15 protein-coding genes and 1 tRNA gene are annotated in these 17,799 nt (G+C 70.7%); 4 read left to right on the forward strand and 12 right to left on the reverse strand.

Annotated elements, in window-relative coordinates; genetic code table 11:
- Positions 1-81: 81 nt before the first annotated feature.
- From DEJ29_RS13985 to DEJ29_RS13995, 3 genes are all read right to left on the reverse strand, one after another.
- The gene (locus DEJ29_RS13985) at positions 82-1,086 is read right to left on the reverse strand and encodes an AAA family ATPase (RefSeq protein WP_111095820.1); all 1,005 of its coding nucleotides are present in this window, start codon (positions 1,084-1,086) and stop codon (positions 82-84) included.
- Positions 1,087-1,289: 203 nt separating this feature from the next.
- Positions 1,290-2,294, reverse strand: a complete 1,005-nt coding sequence (locus DEJ29_RS13990; protein ID WP_111095821.1) for a sugar phosphate isomerase/epimerase family protein — start codon at positions 2,292-2,294, stop codon at positions 1,290-1,292.
- Positions 2,291-3,532 (reverse strand): Gfo/Idh/MocA family protein, encoded by a 1,242-nt coding sequence (locus DEJ29_RS13995; RefSeq protein ID WP_111095822.1) that lies wholly within the window; start codon positions 3,530-3,532, stop codon positions 2,291-2,293. The genes DEJ29_RS13990 and DEJ29_RS13995 overlap by 4 nt, the downstream gene beginning before the upstream one ends.
- Before the next feature lie 116 nt (positions 3,533-3,648).
- Here DEJ29_RS13995 and DEJ29_RS14000 point away from each other — a divergent pair, with 116 nt between their 5' ends.
- Entirely contained in the window at positions 3,649-4,653 is a 1,005-nt protein-coding gene (locus tag DEJ29_RS14000) for a LacI family DNA-binding transcriptional regulator (RefSeq protein ID WP_111095823.1), read from the forward strand.
- 38 nt (positions 4,654-4,691) lie between these two features.
- On the opposite strand, the gene DEJ29_RS14005 is transcribed toward DEJ29_RS14000, so the two are convergent.
- From DEJ29_RS14005 to DEJ29_RS14015, 3 genes are all read right to left on the reverse strand, one after another.
- A complete protein-coding gene (locus DEJ29_RS14005; protein WP_146237771.1) occupies positions 4,692-5,339 on the reverse strand; it encodes a hypothetical protein in 648 nt (215 codons plus the stop codon).
- A gap of 148 nt (positions 5,340-5,487) precedes the next feature.
- Entirely contained in the window at positions 5,488-6,489 is a 1,002-nt protein-coding gene (locus DEJ29_RS14010) for a type IV toxin-antitoxin system AbiEi family antitoxin (RefSeq protein ID WP_111095824.1), read from the reverse strand.
- Between the two features lie 79 nt (positions 6,490-6,568).
- Positions 6,569-7,018 carry a MarR family winged helix-turn-helix transcriptional regulator gene (locus DEJ29_RS14015; protein ID WP_110865501.1) on the reverse strand — a complete coding sequence of 150 codons (450 nt, stop codon included), beginning with the start codon at positions 7,016-7,018 and terminating at the stop codon, positions 6,569-6,571.
- Positions 7,019-7,145: 127 nt separating this feature from the next.
- Here DEJ29_RS14015 and DEJ29_RS14020 point away from each other — a divergent pair, with 127 nt between their 5' ends.
- A complete protein-coding gene (locus DEJ29_RS14020; RefSeq protein ID WP_111095825.1) occupies positions 7,146-8,336 on the forward strand; it encodes an MFS transporter in 1,191 nt (396 codons plus the stop codon).
- Positions 8,337-8,402: 66 nt separating this feature from the next.
- On the opposite strand, the gene DEJ29_RS14025 is transcribed toward DEJ29_RS14020, so the two are convergent.
- The 4 genes from DEJ29_RS14025 to DEJ29_RS14040 all read right to left on the reverse strand — a co-directional run bounded on the left by DEJ29_RS14025 (position 8,403) and on the right by DEJ29_RS14040 (position 12,796).
- Positions 8,403-8,492 (reverse strand) — tRNA-Ser (locus tag DEJ29_RS14025).
- Positions 8,493-9,002: 510 nt separating this feature from the next.
- Positions 9,003-10,289: an LCP family protein gene (locus tag DEJ29_RS14030; RefSeq protein WP_258376016.1), complete on the reverse strand. Its 1,287-nt coding sequence runs from the start codon at positions 10,287-10,289 to the stop codon at positions 9,003-9,005.
- Positions 10,290-10,491: 202 nt separating this feature from the next.
- Complete coding sequence (locus DEJ29_RS14035; RefSeq protein WP_111095826.1) at positions 10,492-11,172, reverse strand: GntR family transcriptional regulator; 681 nt, start codon at positions 11,170-11,172, stop codon at positions 10,492-10,494.
- 169 nt (positions 11,173-11,341) lie between these two features.
- On the reverse strand, positions 11,342-12,796 hold the full coding sequence (locus DEJ29_RS14040; protein WP_349775186.1) for an MFS transporter: 1,455 nt from the start codon (positions 12,794-12,796) through the stop codon (positions 11,342-11,344).
- 224 nt (positions 12,797-13,020) lie between these two features.
- Here DEJ29_RS14040 and DEJ29_RS14045 point away from each other — a divergent pair, with 224 nt between their 5' ends.
- Both DEJ29_RS14045 and DEJ29_RS14050 read left to right on the forward strand, forming a co-directional pair.
- Positions 13,021-14,406 carry a MoxR family ATPase gene (locus DEJ29_RS14045; RefSeq protein ID WP_027466108.1) on the forward strand — a complete coding sequence of 462 codons (1,386 nt, stop codon included), beginning with the start codon at positions 13,021-13,023 and terminating at the stop codon, positions 14,404-14,406.
- A complete protein-coding gene (locus DEJ29_RS14050) occupies positions 14,399-16,417 on the forward strand; it encodes a vWA domain-containing protein (RefSeq protein ID WP_111095827.1) in 2,019 nt (672 codons plus the stop codon). Before DEJ29_RS14045 ends, DEJ29_RS14050 begins: the two co-directional genes overlap by 8 nt.
- A gap of 70 nt (positions 16,418-16,487) precedes the next feature.
- Here DEJ29_RS14050 and DEJ29_RS14055 read toward each other — a convergent pair whose 3' ends face one another.
- Positions 16,488-17,246, reverse strand: a complete 759-nt coding sequence (locus DEJ29_RS14055) for an SCO1664 family protein (RefSeq protein WP_111095828.1) — start codon at positions 17,244-17,246, stop codon at positions 16,488-16,490.
- Positions 17,243-17,770 carry a DUF3090 domain-containing protein gene (locus DEJ29_RS14060; RefSeq protein ID WP_071406497.1) on the reverse strand — a complete coding sequence of 176 codons (528 nt, stop codon included), beginning with the start codon at positions 17,768-17,770 and terminating at the stop codon, positions 17,243-17,245. The genes DEJ29_RS14055 and DEJ29_RS14060 overlap by 4 nt, the downstream gene beginning before the upstream one ends.
- Between the last annotated feature and the right edge of the window lie 29 nt (positions 17,771-17,799).

Here is a 17,799-nt window from a genome sequence, read left to right on the forward strand (position 1 = left end):
CCCGGCGGCCGAATCGTGCCGCCGTGGACCGTGCGGCACCGACGCGTCGCAGCAGCGACGGCGGTGCCGATGGACCGGCCATCAGGAGCGGACGGGGGTGGCCGTGAACGGGATGGCGGTGTCGGAGACGATGCGGACGACGATCTCGCGCACGGTGTCCTCGCCGGTGCCGCCGAGCCCACGGGCGACCGGCACGAGCCGGTGCGCGAGCACGATCGGGGCGAGCGTCGCGACGTCGTCGGGGGTGACGAACGGGCGGCCGAGCAGAGCTGCGTGCGCACGGGCCGCCTGCGCCAGGTGCAGCGTCGCGCGGGGGCTCGCACCGAGCACGAGGTCGGGGTGGGTGCGCGTCGACCGGACGATCGCGATGATGTACGCCTCGACGTCGGGGGCGATGTGCACCCCTGCGACGGTCTCGATGATCGCCCGCAGCGTGGTGACGTCGACGATCGGCCGCAGGCGCGACAGCGGGTCGCTGCCGCCGCGGTTCGCGAGCATCTGCCGTTCGGCGTCGACGCTCGGGTAGCCCATCGCGATTCGGGCCATGAAGCGGTCGCGCTGCGCCTCGGGCAGCGGGTACGTGCCCTCCATGTCGATCGGGTTCTGGGTCGCGACGATCATGAACGGGCGGTCGAGCGGGCGCGTCACACCGTCGACGGTGACCTGCGACTCCGCCATCGCCTCGAGCAGGGCGGACTGGGTCTTCGGGCTGGTGCGGTTGATCTCGTCGCCGATGACCACGTTCGCGAACACCGGGCCGGGCGAGAACCGGAAGGTGCCCGACGACTGGTCGAAGACGTTCACGCCCGTGACGTCGGACGGCAGCATGTCCGAGGTGAACTGGATGCGGTTCACCGACCCACCGACCGAGGCGCCGAGCGCCTTCGCGAGCACGGTCTTGCCGACGCCGGGGACGTCCTCGACGAGCAGGTGCCCCTCGGCGAGCATCACCGTCAAGGCCGTGCGGATGGCTTCCGCCTTGCCGTCGATCACCGTGGCGACCGAGGCCACGATGTCGTCGCCCACCGCCCGCACGTGTTCGAGCGGGAAGGCGGGGTGGGTCGGCTCCGGCACGCAGGGCTCCATCGTCGGGGACAGGTGTCGTGCATGCTACATCGGGCCGGTGACAGCACCCGGTACGGGTGCACGGACTGGTCGTTCCGCGCACCGGTGGCCGATCCGCGTGTGGTGGGGCCGGGAGGCACGGCCCCACCACACGCCGGTCCGTCACCCGGTGCCCGGAACGGTTCACGGGCCTCCAGGCAGTGTTCGGGTCGGCTGACGGACGGTCAGGACCGGGGCGCCAGCGCCGCGTCCGCGGCGCGCAGCACGCGTGCGGCGACCGCGACCCCTTCTTCGCGCCCGAGCTCGGTGTCCTCGTGCTCGATGTTCACCCACATGTCCGGGTCGATCGCACGCAGGGCCTCGAGGAACGTCGTCCAGTACGCCTCGTCGTGGCCCTTGCCGAGCGCGACGAAGTCCCACGCCGACGGCTTCGGCCACTCGTTCGCCCACTCGTCGCCGCCGAGGTTCGTGCGTGACTCGTCCGGCGACAACCGGCGGAACGAGTTGTCGAGCACCCCGTTGATCGCGGCGTGCGGGTTGATCCGGACGTCCTTCGCTGCGGCGTGGAACACGAGCGGACCGAGGTCGTGGGCGACCGCCACCGGGTCCATCTGCTGCCAGAACAGGTGCGAGGCGTCGAGCTCCACCCCGACGTTGGTCAGCCCGCCGCGCTCGACGAGCTCCCGGATCGACGCCGGGTTGAACACGAGGTTCTGCGGGTGCAGCTCGAGTGCGACCTTGACGCCGTGCTCCCGGGCCAGGGCGTCGATCTCCTGCCAGAACGGCACCGCGACGCTCCACTGGTGCTCGAGGACGTCCAGCGCGGCCGAGTTCCAGGCGTTCACGATCCAGTTCGGCCGCGTCCCGCCCGGCTCCCCCGCCGGCAGTCCGGACATCGTGACCACGCGGTCCTGCCCGAGGCGGGCCGCGAGGCGGATGCTGCGCCGGACGTCCTCGGCGTGCGCGGGGCCGATCGCCGGGTCGGGGTGCAGCGGGTTGCCGTTGCAGTTGAGCCCGGCGATCTCGACGCCGGTCCCCGCGAACTGCGTGAGGAACGCGTCACGCGCCCCGTCGTCCTGCAGGATCGCGTCGATGTCGGGCACGTGCACCGGGGGCAGGAACCCGCCGGTGTTCAGCTCGATGCCGGCGAGCCCGTTGTCCGCGATGACCCGGAGTGCGTCGGCGAGGGGCCGGTCGTGCAGGATCGCGTTGTAGAGACCGAGCTTCATGCGCGGACACCACCCTGCGTGGTCGGGACGACGGCGTCGGCAACGTCGACGGACGTGCCCCCGGCCGCGGCGGATCGTGCCACCGCGTCGAGGACCTCCATGTTGTGCACGCCGTCGTCGAACGTGGCGTTCGCGGGCAGGGCGTCGGGCGCGGCGCCGGACAGCCCCGCGATCTCGTCGAGGAACGCCCGCGCCTGGTACTCGAACATCTGGTTCTGCCCCCAGCCGACCCCCGGGGCGTCCATCGCCATGCCACCCGCGACGTAGGGGTGGTCGGGGCCGAGCACGACCTGGCGGTACCCACCCGTGCGCGAGCCGTCGGACTGCAGCGCGAGGCCGATCTCAGAGGCGCGCTCCTGGTCCCAGCGGGCGGCGCCGCGTTCGCAGAAGACCTCGATGACGAGGCCGTTCGGGTGCCCGGCCGCGACGCGCGAGGCCTCGAGCGACCCGACGACCGTGCCGTCACCGAAGCGTGCGCTGAACGTGGCGTAGTCGTCGTTGCCGACGGCCGCGGTCTCACCGGTGAGCGGGACGGCCTGCCCCCGCAGGGCGTGTCCGGCGGCGACGGGGCGCTCGGTGATCGACGTGGTGAACGTGCCACCGCTGACGCTCCGGACCGGGCCGGCCAGGAACTCCGCGACGTAGGTCAGGTGCGAGCCGACGTCGGCGAGCGCGCCGGACCCCGGCTCCCCGGCGAAGCGCCACGAGAACGGGACGTCGGGCGAGGCGCCGTAGTCGGTCCAGTACCGGCCGGAGACGTGCAAGACCCGGCCGAGCGTGCCGTCCTCGACGAGCTCCTTGACGGCAGCGAGGCCGGGAGCCCGGCGGTAGGTGAACCCGATGCGGCCGAGCACCCCGGGCTGTGCGGCCTCGGCAGCGGCGGTCGCCATCGCGCGTGCGTCGTCGAGCGAGTCGGACAGCGGCTTCTCGCACAGGACGTGCTTGCCTGCGGCGAGCAGCCCCTCGACGATCTCGCGGTGCAGGGTGTTCGCGACGACGACGCTCACCACGTCGATGTCGTCCGCCGCCGCGATGGCCCGCCAGTCGGTGTCGTGCCGCTCGTAGCCGAAGCGCCGTGCGGCCTCGGCGGCGAGGGGCTCGTAGACGTCGCCGACCGAGACGAGCCGGACCGGCGGCAGCGTCGAGGTGAAGAGGGAGGGTGCGTTCCGCCACGCAGCCATGTGGGCCTTGCCCGCCATGCCCGCGCCGATGACGGCGACGCCGATGCTGTCGCTCATGTTCTCTCCTTCGAGAAGGTCGCTGGATCCCGATTCTGGAACGTTCCAGAACGTGTCGGTAGACTGTAGCCGCACCAGCCCATGTCCTGTCAAGCACCGTGCCGGAAAGGCTCAGCGTGACCCCTCGCCCGCCGACGATCATCGACGTCGCCGCACGCGCAGGCGTCTCGAAGTCCCTGGTGTCGATGGTGCTGCGCGACGATCCCGGGGTCTCCCCGGCCCGCCGCTCCGCGGTGCTCGCCGCCGTCGCGGAGCTCGGCTACCGCCCGAACCGCGCCGCCGCCATCCTCGCCGGCACCCGGACCCGCACCATCGGGGTCATCGTCGACGACTTCCGGAACCCCTGGTACGTCCCGATGCTCGACGGCATCCGCGAGGCCCTCGCCCCGCACGGCCTCCGCCTCACCCTCGCCGACACCCGCGCCAACGCCCACCTCGACTCATCCCCGTTCGACGACCTGGTCTCCCTGCGGGTCGACGGCGTGGTGCTCGCCGCCGAGGGCTTCCCCGACGTCGTCGTCCCCGCCGACACCCCGGTCGTGGTCGCCGGCGCACGCGAGGACGTCCCCGGCGGACTCGACGTGGTCGCCTCCGACGAAGCCGCCGGCGGACGGTTGGCAGCGGATCACCTGATCGGCCTGGGTCACCGCCGCATCGCCCACGTCACCGGCTCGGGAGGCCCGGCTGCCGTCCGCCGTCAGGCCACCGTCGCGCAGCTGGTCGCGTCCGGCATCGAGCCGCTGGTCTACGGCTCCGGCCCGACCTCGGAGACGACCGGCTACGAGGGCATGCGGCTCGCACTCCGGGAGCACCCCGACCTGACCGCGGTGTTCGCCGCGAACGACGTCATGGCGATGGGCGCGATCGCCGCCGTGCAGGAAGCCGGACTCCGCGTGCCGCAGGACGTCTCGGTGATCGGCAACGACGAGACCCCGCTCGCCGCGTCACCCCTGCTGCGCCTGACGACGGTCGACCCGCACAACGACGAGGTCGGGCGCCTGGCGGCTGCGCGGTTGGTCGAGCGGATCGGCGCGGCTGCAGGGGCGCCGGCCGATCCCCTCCGGACGCTCGTGCCGCCGACGCTCGTCGTGCGCTCGACGACGGGGCCGCCGCGCCTCTGAACTCCGCTACTCGGTTGAGCGTCTGCGCCTCCGTCGGGTCAGGACCGAGCGATCTCAGCGAACCCGGCGGCGAGCGCACCGACCCGAGCCTCGCGCTCGGCGAGTGCCATGTTCCGAACCGAGGAGAACACGAACTGCTTCGCTGCGATCGGGCGCCGTTCGAGGAGTGCGTCGAGCTCGCGTGCGCGGGGTCGCGACACGATCGCGGCGGCTTCGCGCCCGAGCACACGAGCGGCGACGTGGTCCGTGTTGGAGCCGTACTCCTCCATGAGCTCGATCCGATCGTCGTTCCAGGATGCCTCCCGGACCCGTTCGTCTTCGCAGTACCAGTCCACCGCCAGCGCAAGGTCCTGTGCGTCACGGTCGTTGGCGTGTCCACGGTCCACCCAGGCTCGCAGCTTGAGCAGCGTGTACCCAGCCGCGGTGGGGAAGCGGACACGGTTCCCGCTCGGCAGATCGACCCACGTCCCTGCACTGAAGACATCGGCCATCCCGAAGACGCTCATCTGCTCGCGGCGGCGGGCCGGTGTCACCACGCCGTCGGGGTCCTCGACCCGGCCGAACGGCATGAAGTCGACTTCCATGTCGGCGACCACGAAACGCACGCCGTTGGAACCGGTCCGCGTGTACGTCGCAACGACATCCTCGTACGTCTGCCAGTCGTCTGTGGCGATTGCGATGTCCACGTCGGAGGTCGCACGCACGGTGTCAGTCCGGCCGAACTGGACGTGATGGAGTTGGTCGCGAGCCTCCGCGCCGATGATCATGAGGCGCGCGGGGTCGACCTGTCGACCCACGAGGTCTCGGACGACGTGATCGACGACGTCGAGACGTTCATCCGAGTGCATCGACGAGTCCCGTCTCCGCGCGGACCCTGGCCGCTGCTTCCTGCGAGCGAGAATCACCAGCAGCCATGAGCTCCGCGTACACGAGCAGTGGCGGCGCCGTCCTCACTCCGGACGGATAGGGCCGCGGGTCGGTCCAGAAGGCTTCCCGCACCCAGATGTTCGGCGCGGCCCCGGCACGCCAACGGTTCGCGAGCGCGAGCGCCGACGACCATGGCCGAACCCACAGCGACAGTGTCTCGGGCCGCAACCACGCGGTTGCCGCTTCACCGCTCCGGAACACCTCCACCCCGTCCACCGCCTGGACCTCGAGGGTCTGGCCGGCGAAGGCCCGCGCTCGTTTCTCAGCTCCGAGACCCGAGGCGAACGCAGCGGACCACTGGTCGATGAGCTGCTCGCGGGCTGTACCCCCGGGTCGGAGGTCTGCCTCGTCCGTCCCGGACGCTCGCAGCGATTCGACGACCTCGCTGGCGAGCCCGACGGACACACCTGCGACCCTCGCGACGGTTCGCCGCGGCGCTGACATCATCCGCGGCCAGGTCAGCAGGACGAACAGGACCTGCGCTCGGCGAATGCTGAAGAGGTTCACGTTTCGACTGCTCACACCGCGCTCCTCGGACGCGCCCGGTCTCGTCCGGCCCCGCACGTCCACGAGTACCCCGTCGTGCCGGATGAACGCGTTGCCAGCGACATCGACGAAGCAAGTCCCGAGCGATCGGAACTGCTCTGCAGTCCGGGCTGAGATCTTCGCTCCGACCAGCAACGTCGGTGTCGACTTCACGTTCCAAGGTGCCCGTCGCAGGGACTCCATCGTGAGCGGATCGAGGAGTGCGATGTCCACTGGCCATCGCCAGCTGGGGTCAGCATCGCGGGTGAGTACGGCGTCCCAGAGAGCAGAGCCATCGAACCCCTCAGGCTCCCTCGAGACTGCGACATCGAAGCCGTACTCGCGGAGTCGCGCGATGGCCTCGTACACGATCTGGTCGTCCATGACGCTCCTCGTTCATTTTTTCTCGATGTTCAATCTAATTGAACAAGTCGAAAAACTGAACACCGCGGAACGTCATCCATCAGACGCGCGCACCCTCGAGCCGGTCGACGGCCTCAGCCAGGTCAGCGAGCTCGGGGACCTCGTGCGCCTCGGCGAGGGCGCCCTCGAGCGCTTCGGCGTGGATCGGTGTCGCACGCTCGAGCAGGACCTGCCCGGCGTGCGTGAGCTCCGTGTAGAGCCCGCGACGGTCGTCGGCGCACAGGACACGGGTCAGCAGGGCACGCTCCTCGAGCCGGTTCACCAGTCGGGTGGTGGCACTCGGGCTGAGGGCGGCCGCGCGGGCGAGCTGCTGCATGCGCATGTGGAAGCCGTCCTGGCGGCGCAGAGCATCGAGCACCGTGAACTCCACGACGGACAGGTCGACCTGCCGGAGGTCCCGCTCCAGGCGCGTCTCGATCAGGCCGTGCAGCGCCGCCAGGGTGCGCCAGCCGTGGGCACGGACGGCGGTGGAGGTGTCGTCGACGGACATCGGGGCTCCTTCGGTCGGTGCAGACGGCGACAGTTGCTTGCGCGGTTACCCCGCGTGTGCAACTATCGATATCCCGCGTCTGCAACAACCAGCGTACGCGGCACAGCTGCACAACGGAAGGACATCCATGCCCGCGGGACTCATCGCCCTCGCACTCGGCGGATTCGGCATCGGCCTGACCGAGTTCGTCATCACCGGCCTGCTGCCCGAGGTGGCGGCCGACTACGGCGTCACCGAGACCACCGCCGGCTGGCTCGTCACCGGGTACGCCCTGGCGGTCATCGTCGGGGCCCTCGGGCTCACCGCCGCGACCACCCGGCTCCCCCGCAAGCCCGTCCTGCTCGGGCTGCTCGTGCTGTTCATCGTCGGCAACACCCTGTCCGCGATCGCGCCGACCTACGGCGTGATGATGACCGGCCGTGTCATCGCCGCCCTGTGCCACGGAGCGTTCTTCGGCATCGGCTCGGTCGTCGCCGCGAACATGGTCGAGCGGTCCAAGCGCGCGTCGGCCGTCGCGCTGATGTTCACCGGGCTCACCGCGTCGAACGTGCTCGGCGTGCCGTTCGGCACCTTCCTCGGCCAGGCCGCCGGTTGGCGTGCGACGTTCTGGGCGATCGCGGCCATCGGCATCGTCGCCCTGATCGGCGTGCTCGTCCTCGTCCCGGCGGTCCGCTCCACCGAGGTTCCGTCCCTCGCCCGCGAGCTCGGCGCCTTCCGGTCCGGGCAGGTCTGGCTGTCGCTCGGGATGACCGTGCTCGGCTACGGCGGGATGTTCGGCGCCTTCACCTACATCGCGTACACGCTGACCTCGGTGTCCGGCTTCCCGTCGTCGGCGGTGCCGTGGCTGCTCATCGTGTTCGGCATCGGGCTGTTCGTCGGCAACTTCGCCGGCGGCAAGCTCGCGGCCCGCTCGATCGACCGCACGTTGCTCGTGGTGCTCGTCGCGCTGACCGTGGTGCTCGCGGCGTTCGCCCTCGTCGCGACCTCGCCGGTGCTCACCGTGATCGCCCTCGTGCTGATGGGGGCGTTCGGGTTCGCGACCGTCCCGGCCCTGCAGACGCGGGTGATGCAGTACGCCGACCACGCACCGACCCTGGCGAGCGGGGCGAACATCGCCGCGTTCAACCTCGGCAACGCGCTCGGGGCCTGGATCGGCGGTCTGACCATCGCCGCCGGCCTCGGGTACACGTCGCCGATCTGGGCGGGGTCGGGGATCACCCTGGCGGCCGTGGTGCTGACGCTCGTGGCCATGGGCGCGGTGCGTCGGGGGCGCGCGGGAGTGCGGACCACGACGACGGGGAGCATCGCGACGGTCTGACGCGAGCACTTCGGGCGCTAGGAACGACGAAAGCCCGGCCCGATCGGACCGGGCTTCATCGTCGTGCGGAGACGGAGGGATTTGAACCCTCGGTCCCCTCAAAGGGGACTCCACCTTAGCAGGGTGGTGCACTCGGCCGGACTATGCGACGTCTCCAAGCACTCTCACGAGCGCTGCGACCACCATACAGGAGGACCGCGCCACTCTCGACCCGACGAACACCCGCGCGTGGCACGACCCGTCACACTCGGTCCCCCGAAGTGGGGACACGTGGGGGTTGTCGGGGCGTACCCCACTGCATACCATCATCGGGACGCGGCAATCACGTTCCGGGGCTCGTCCCCGTCGTCGCGACACAGCACCCGACGTCGTTCCCCGTGCGGGCCCGGCGCGCCCGATCGCGTGGCGCCCGGCGGGGAGCGACTTCCCCTGGGGGCGCGGCCCACCACCGCGCCCCCGTTTCTGCGTTCGGGGGCGGGTGCACTGCTGACGTTCGGGCGCGCGCACGGCCACGGTCGGGCCCACGAAAGCGACACTGCGCCACCGAGCTCGGCCGTCACTGGCGCCAGGGCGACAGAGTGTCGCGGATGTTCGGCGGCAGTCTGTCGCTTTCGCGGAAGGGGGCAGGGGCGGGAGGCGCCAAGCAAGCAACCGCCCGCCCGCGCCTCAGTACCCGAACGCCTTGGAGCAGGTCTGCTGGTCGGCGGACTGGCCCTCGAGCCCGTCGATGGTCTCGGGCGTCGCCGAGGGGGTGCGCGGCGCAGCGGACGACGGCGCTGCCGGTGTCGCGGGGGTCGCGGGCTCCGGCGCAGCGGCCGGAGACGACGGTGCAGCGGTCGGCTGCGTCGGACTGGTCTGCGTCGGACTCGTCTCCGACCCGATGCCCGTGCTGTCCGCCCCGAGGGAGAACGACTGGTCGGCCTTGATCTTCGCGAACAGCCGGTCGGCCAGGTACGTGGTCGGCTCGACCTTGCCCTCGTAGACGCCGGTGCCGCCCGTGGTGCCCGGGTACTGCACGAAGTTCACCTGCGCCAGCGGCAGGTCCCGCAGCGCCAGGCCCATCTGCACCATCGTCCCGATGTCGTTCAGGCTCTGGGACAGCTGCATGTTCGACGCCGCCGCCCGGGCCAGCTTGTACAGGCGGGCCGGCGAACCGAGGGTGTCGTTCGACTTCACGGTGCGGAGCAGCGACGACAGGAACACCTGCTGGCTCGAGATCCGGCCGAGGTCCGACCCGTCGCCGACCCCGTGCCGGGTGCGCAGGAACGCCAGGGCCTCGTCACCCTGCAGGGTCGAGGTGCCAGCCGGCAGGTTCAGCCCGGTGTACGAGTCGGTGATCGGCTGGGCGACGCAGACCGGCACGCCGCCGATCGCGTTCGACATCTCGATGACGCCCTTGAACGACACCGCGGCCGAGTACTGGATGTCGAGCCCGGTCAGGCCGGCGACCGTCTGGGTGACGCAGTTCAGGCCACCCTCGCCGAACGAGGTGTTGATCGGCTGCGCAGCCATCGCCGGGGCCGTGCCCGTGCCGTCGGTCTTCCTGCAGGCCGGGATCGGTGTGACGAGGTCGCGCGGGATGCTCACCGCGGTCGCGTTGGTGTGGTCGGCCGAGACGTGCAGCAGGATGTTGACGTCGTTGAGGGTCGCATCGCGCTCCCCGAAGGCTGCGCTCTGCTCGGGGTCGTTGTCGGTGCCGACGACGAGCATGTTGAACCCGCCCTTGAAGGCGCTGATCGGCTTCGCGCCGCCCTTCGCCTGCGGTGCGGGCTGGCCCTGGATCTCGACGCCGTCACCGAGGTCGTCCGTGACCTGCTTCGCCGCGATCGCCGTGACCGAGACCGAACTCACCAGGGCCACTGCGACGACGGCGGAGACCGTCTTGGCAGCGGTCGCGAAGGGGCTCGAGCGCCGCAGACGTCCGTGCCGTGCGATCCCGGACGCTCGGTTCAAGCGGTGGGATCGATCGCGGACGTCGTTCACGGGCACTCCTGTCGTCGGTGGACACGCCGGGGACGGCAACCGGTCAAGGCTGCCACGACGTTGCCTGACGATCCAGTGCGAGGGACACCGGTGACACTCGCTGCTCAGTGCCGCGACCTGCGGATCCACGGCGGTCGGCGCGGACCTGAGCGAATCCGCAGCCGAGGTCGGTTCAGGCCGACACGACCACCCGGAAGCGGTCGGGCAGGGCGATCAGGGCGGACGACAGGTCGAGGAGCGCCGCGGCACAGTCGTCGAGGGCGTCTCGCTCCGCAGCGGCCACGGCCCGCTCGACGATCTCGACCCGTCGTCGCCGGTCGACCACGGCATCGATCCCGTTCGCCAGGGCGACGTCGTCGGTGAAGAACATGTCGAGCACGATGCGCTGCGACAGCAACCAGTCGCCACTGACCGACGATCCGCGGCGCCGCAGGTACCAGGCGCCGAGCTCGACGAAGGCACCAGCCTCGGTCCAGCACTCCCGCAGCCACACCTTGTCGAACCGGTCCTGGTACCCGACGGAGTTCGACGGCGGATCGACGAGCAGGGCTTGAGCGATCCGCAGTCGCTCGATCATCTGGTCGACCGACCACTGCGAGATCACGACACCGACGTACCGCTGCACGCTGGCCAGCTGCAGGGACTCGAGGGTCACGAGGGCTTCGCGCACCGGTGTGCGCGACACCCGCATGTCCGATGCCAGGGTGTCGAGCCGCAACCGCTGCCCGCGGCGGTACTCCCCCCGCAGGACGTTGTCGAGCAGTCGCAGGAACACCGCGTCGCGCAGCAGGCTGCGGCGCAGGCCGTGGGGATCGAGGCCGCCGGCGCCGGCTCGGATGGGGGTGTGCTCCATCAGCCCAGGCTCACGCACGGACGGCACCCCCGAGGCGAGGGCGGTCGCTGCCGTGGATCGTGGTCGCCGGTGTCGCGCTGTGGAGGAGTGCCATGCAGGCACAGTGACAGCGCTGCGACGGCGGCGCTAAACACTCTGAATACAGAATGTCAGGCCGCCGCCACAGGGCTCACCTCCGGTCTGACTTCGCGTCCCCGGTGAGCACCGAGAGCGGTTGGGTGACGTCCTCGAGCCCCTTCCGCGCGGCATCGACCCCGAATATCAGCGCCACGACCCCACCGGCGATCATCACCGCGGATCCGAGCAGGTACCCCCAGAACAGCGGCTCCCGCGACGAGCCGTCACCGATGAGTGCACCGTAGATCAGCGGGGCGACGGCACCGAAGATCTGCGCCAGCGCGAAGAAGTACGAGATGGCCTGCGACCGCAGCTCGAGCGGGAAGATCTCCGACACGGTCAGGTAGGCGCTCGATGCTCCCGCCGAGGCGAAGAAGAACGACACGCACCAGAAGGCGACCTGCACCGTCGCCGAGATCGCGTCGGCCTGGAAGAGGAACGCCGAGGTGGCGAGGACGAGACCCGAGACCAGGTACGTCGAGAAGATCATCTGCCGACGACCCCAGGTGTCGAAGAAGCGTCCCAGGATGATCGGGCCGAGCAGGTTGCCGATCGCGAACGGGAAGAAGTACACCGATGTCTCGGCCGTCTTCAGCCCGAAGAAGTTCGTGAGCACCAGGGCGTACGTGAAGAAGATCGCGTTGTAGAGGAACGCCTGGGTGATCATCATCGTCGCGCCGACGAGGGTCCGGGTCGGGTACTGCCGGAACAGCACCTTCACGATCGTCCGGAACTTGACGTTGTCGGTCGGGGTGACGGTCATCGCCTTGGACTGGTCGACGTCCGCCAGGCGGTGCCCGGTGGACTTCTCCACCGACTCCTCGATCCGTGTGACCGTCGCCTCGGCCTCGTCCTCGCGTCCGTGCGTCATGAGCCACCGCGGACTCTCCGGGATGTGCCGGCGCAGGAAGATGATCGCGATGCCGAGCACCGGGCCGAGGAAGAAGCCGATGCGCCAGCCGATGTTCTCGGCGAAGTTGGCCGTGTCGAGCAGGTAGATGTTGGCGAACGCGCCGAGCGCGGCACCACCCCAGTACGTGCCGTTGATGGCGATGTCGACGTGCCCGCGGTACTTCGCCGGGATGAGCTCGTCGATCGCCGAGTTGATGGCCGCGTACTCGCCGCCGATGCCGAGCCCCGCGACGAACCGGAACGCCGCGAGGAACCAGAAGTCCTGGGCGAGCCCAGCGATGCCGGAGCCGATCAGGTAGATCGCCAGCGTGAGGATGAAGAGCTTCCGTCGCCCCAACCGGTCGGACATCCGACCGAACACGATCGCGCCGACGACCTGCCCGATGAGGTAGATCGTCCCGAGTGAGGTGACCTGCTGCGTGGACAGGTTCAGGTCCGCCTGGAAACCCGCGTTCGAGACGATCTGGATCTCGAGACCGTCGAGGATCCAGGACACGCCGAGTCCGACGACGACGCTCCAGTGGAACCGGGTCCACGGCAAGCGGTCCATCCTGGCGGGCACCAGGCTCTTGATGGTTGCGTTCGCGCTGCTCACGAAATGGGACCGTACGCCGAGATCGCCGATGTGGTTCAGATGCGGAACGAGGAACCGGGGGCGGAGCCGGATCCCCCTACTTCGAATCCGGCTCCGTCGCCGGGATCTCAATGATCGCAAGTGCGATGGAAACCCACAAGCGGACGGGAGGCGCGGTGCGGGCCCGCCACGGGCCTCCAGTCCGACCCTGGTCGCCGTCGCGAACGCGGCGTAGCGTCGGAGAGGTGACCCGACCTGACATCCGCACGGTCGGCGAGCTCCGCACCTCTGGTCACGTCCAGAAGACGGTCCGCGCCGAGATCCGCGACAACCTGCTCACCGCCCTGCGCCAGGGCACCGATCCGTGGCCCGGCCTGCACGGCTTCGAGACCACCGTCATCCCCCAGCTCGAACGCGCCCTGATCGCCGGCCACGACGTCGTCCTGCTCGGCGAGCGCGGCCAGGGCAAGACCCGCCTGCTCCGCACCCTGCAGGGCCTGCTCGACGAGTGGACGCCGGTCATCACCGGCTCCGAGCTCGGCGAGCACCCGTACGAACCGATCACCACCGCGAGCATCCGGCGTGCCGACGACCTCGGCGACGCCCTGCCGATCAGCTGGCGGCACCGCGACGACCGCTACGTCGAGAAGCTCGCGACACCGGACACGAGCGTCGCCGACCTGATCGGCGACGTCGACCCGATGAAGGTCGCCGAGGGCCGCAGCCTGGGCGACCCGGAGACCATCCACTTCGGGCTCGTCCCCCGCGGACACCGTGGCATCGTCGCGATCAACGAGCTGCCCGACCTGGCCGAACGCATCCAGGTCGCGATGCTCAACGTGATGGAGGAGCGCGACGTCCAGATCCGCGGCTACGTGCTGCGACTGCCGCTCGACGTGCTCGTCGTGGCGAGCGCGAACCCCGAGGACTACACGAACCGCGGCCGGATCATCACGCCGCTGAAGGACCGCTTCGGCGCCGAGATCCGCACGCACTACCCGATCGAGCTCGACGACGAGATCGCCGTCATCCGGCAGGAGGCCCAGCTGACGGCCGAGGTCCCCGACGCCCTGATCGAGATCCTCGCCCGGTTCACCCGGGCACTGCGTGGTTCGAGCGCCGTCGACCAGCGCAGCGGCGTGAGTGCCCGGTTCGCGATCGCCGGTGCCGAGACGGTGTCCGCCGCCGCGGTGCACCGCGCCGCACGCCAGGGCGAGGACGAGGCGGTCGCCCGGCCGATCGACCTCGAGACCGCGGTGGACGTCCTCGGCGGCAAGATCGAGTTCGAGAACGGCGAAGAGGACCGCGCCGACGAGGTCCTCGAACACCTGCTCCGCACCGCGACCGCCGAGACCGTGCGCTCCCGGTTCAAGGGTCTCGACTTCGCGGTGCTCGTGGACGCGCTCGACGGCGGCACGATGGTGACCACGGGCGAGCAGGTCAGCGCCCGGGCGTTCCTCGAAGGCCTGCCGTCGATCGGTGAGTCCGACCTGTACGACCAGGTGTGCGACCGGATGGGTGCCACGAACGACGGCGAACGCGCCGGCGCGATCGAGCTCGCCCTCGAGGGCCTGTTCCTGGCCCGACGCATCAGCAAGGAGTCCGGCGGGGGCGAAGCCGTCTATGGCTAGGCAGAACCGGCGCCTGACGCGCGACACCCGGTACGGCCGGTACACCGACGGACCCGACCCGCTCGCCGCCCCGGTCGACCTGGCCGAGGCGCTCGACGCCATCGGGCAGGACGTGATGGGCGGCACGTCGCCCGAGCGCGCGATGCGGGAGTTCCTGCGGCGCGGGGGCCGGACGCAGCGCGGTCTCGACGACCTGGCCCGCCGGGTGGCCGAGCGCCGCCGTGAGCTGACGAGCAGGAACAACCTCGACGGCACCCTGCAGCAGGTGCGCGAGCTCCTCGACCAGGCGCTGCTCGCCGAACGAGGCGAACTCGCCCGCAACGTCGACCTCGACGACGGCGACCGGGCCCTGGCCGAACTGCAGCTCGACAGCCTGTCCCCCTCCCCCGCCGCCGCGGTGCAGGAACTCGGCGACTACGACTGGACGAGCCCGGCCGCGCGCCAGAAGTACGACGAGATCAAGGACCTGCTCGGCCGCGAGGTGCTCGACCAGCGCTTCGCCGGCATGAAACAGGCGCTCGAGGGTGCCACCGACCAGGACCGGGCCGCGGTCAGCGCGATGATGCAGGACCTCACCGCCCTGCTCGAGGCGCACGCCCGCGGCGAGGACACCCAGCAGCAGTTCGACGACTTCATGGACCAGCACGGCGAGTACTTCCCGTCGGACCCGGCGAACGTCGACGAGCTGCTCGACGACCTGGCAGCCCGCGCGGCCGCGGCGCAGCGCATGCGCAACTCGATGACCCAGGAGCAGCGGGACGAACTCGATGCCCTCGCCCAGCAGGCCTTCGGCTCCCCCGACCTGATGGGGCAGCTGTCCCAGCTCGACCGCACCCTGCGCGCACTGCGTCCCGGCGAGGACTGGGGCGGATCCGAGCGCATGGAGGGCGAACAGGGGCTCGGGCTGGGCGACGGCACCGGGGTGTTCCAGGACATCGCGGACCTCGACGCCCTCGCCGACCAGCTCGCCCAGTCCGGACCGGGCTCGGAGCTCGACGACCTGGACCTCGACGCGCTGTCCCGGCAGCTCGGCGACGAGGCGGCGGTCGACGCGAAGACCCTGCAGCGCCTCGAGCAGGCGCTCCGGAACTCCGGGGCGATGCGCCGCGGTGCCGACGGGCAGCTCAGACTCACCCCGAAGGCGATGCGGCAGCTCGGCAAGAGCCTGCTCAAGGACGTCGCCCAGCGGATGTCCGGTCGCCAGGGCGCGCGGGACCTCCGTCGCTCGGGCGCCGCGGGCGAACCCTCGGGGGCGTCACGGCAGTGGGCGTTCGGCGACACCGAGCCCTGGGACATCCCCCGGACGATCACGAACGCCGTGGTGCGGACGGCGGCCAGCGGACGGCAGGGAGCCGGCGTACGCCTGAGCATCGAGGACGTCGAGGTGCAGGAGACCGAGGCCCGCACCCAGGCCTGCGTCGCGCTGCTCGTCGACACGTCGTTCTCGATGGCGATGGAAGACCGCTGGGTGCCGATGAAGCGCACCGCCCTGGCGCTGCACACCCTGGTGTCGACCCGGTTCCGCGGCGACGACCTGCAGCTCATCGCCTTCGGTCGCGAGGCCGAGGTGATGGACGTCGAACAGCTCGTCGGGCTCGACGCGATGTGGGACAAGGGCACGAACCTGCACCACGCCCTGCTGCTCGCCAACCGGCACTTCCGGAAGCACCCCACGGCCCAGCCGGTGCTCCTCATCGTCACCGACGGCGAGCCGACGTCGCACCTCGAGCCGAACGGACAGGTCTGGTTCGACTACCCGCCCGACCCGGTGACGATCGCGCTGACCGTGCGGGAACTCGAGAACGCCGGACGCCTCGGCGCCCAGACGACGTTCTTCCGGCTCGGCGAGGACCCGGGGCTCGCCCGGTTCATCGACGCGATGGCGAAGCGGGTGGACGGCAGCGTCGTGGCACCGGAGAACGACGACCTCGGGGTCGCCGTGGTCGGCTCGTACCTCGGCTCGCGTCGCGGGGCCGGCGGCGCGCTCTTCCGCGACGACCGGGGGCTCTGAAACCCACACGAGACGGACTGGAGGCCCGTGGCGAGACCGCCACGGGCCTCCCGTCCGTTTCTGGATGCGTCTAGAACAGTGGCCAGGGCACGGCGGGGCCGTGACCGGGCGGCGGCGGGAAGATCCCGACGGCACGCAGGGCCGCGCAGCGCGCCCGGAGCGTGTCGATCTCCTCGTCCGTCAGGTGCTCGGCAAGCTCGTCGCCGAGGCCACCGCGCAGGGCCTCGGACACCCGGTCGAGGCCCTCGAGCTCGTCCGGACCGAGCGGCTCCCCGATCCAGCCCCACAGGACCGTCCGGAGCTTGTGCTCGACGTGGAAGGTGAGCCCGTGGTCCACACCGAAGCGGTGGCCGTCGGGCATCGCCAGCACGTGCCCGCCCTTGCGGTCGGCGTTGTTCACGACGACGTCGAAGACGGCCATCCGGCGCAGGGCCTCGGAGTCCTCGTGCACGAGCGTCACGGGCTGGTCGTGTTCGTCGATGGCCTCGAGCACGGGGAGCCAGGGCGAGCCGTCCGCCTCGGCGAGCTCCGGCGCCACCAGGTCGACGGCGTCCTGCTCGGGGTCGACGTCCTGCCAGCGCTGCACCATGCCGGGGCCGAACGGACCGTCACCCATCCACGTGGGTGGGACGACGCCCCAGCCGAACGCCTCGGAGACCAGGTGCGCGGCGATCTCGCGGCCGGCGAGCGTGCCGTCCGGGAAGTCCCACAGCGGGCGCTCGCCCTCGATGGGCTTGTAGACGACGGTCGCGCCGTCGAGTTCGGCGAGGAAGGTGGCGTTGGACGCCTCACGGATGCGCGCCCGGACGGACAGCGAGCCGTCGCTCATGCGTCGCCGGGCGGACGACCGGCGGCGACGACCTCGCGCGTGCGCTCGACGAAGGCCCGGGCGGTGCCGACCGGGATCTTCACCTGGAACAGCTCGGCGGGCTCGGGGATCTCGACGACGGCCTCGATCTCGATGCCGTCCTCGCTCTCCTCGGACACGATCTCGACCTCGTCATCGATCGGGTACGCCTCGATGACGACCTGCGCGGTGGACGGGTCGAAGCCCAGGCTCAGGGCCCCGGCGCGGAACTCGGCCTCGACGGGCTGGTCGAGCGGCTCCGGGTCGCGGAGTTCGACCGGCACCGACGGCGGCACGCTGAAGCGGTTGTCGTCGACGGTCGCCACCTCGTCGAGGAGCTCGTCGATCTTGTCGGCGAGCACGGCGGTCTGCTCCTTCTCGAGCGCGACGCTGGTGACGCGCCGACCGGAGCGGGCCTGGATGTAGAAGGCGCGCTCACCCGGACGGCCGATGGTGCCGACGACGAGGCGGTCCGGCCAGTCGAAGCCGTGGACGATGGTGGGCATACCCGCATTGTAGGAGCGCTCGGCTCCGG

Source organism: Curtobacterium sp. MCPF17_021, assembly GCF_003234605.2.
In the GTDB taxonomy this organism is placed as follows: Bacteria; Actinomycetota; Actinomycetes; order Actinomycetales; family Microbacteriaceae; genus Curtobacterium; species Curtobacterium flaccumfaciens.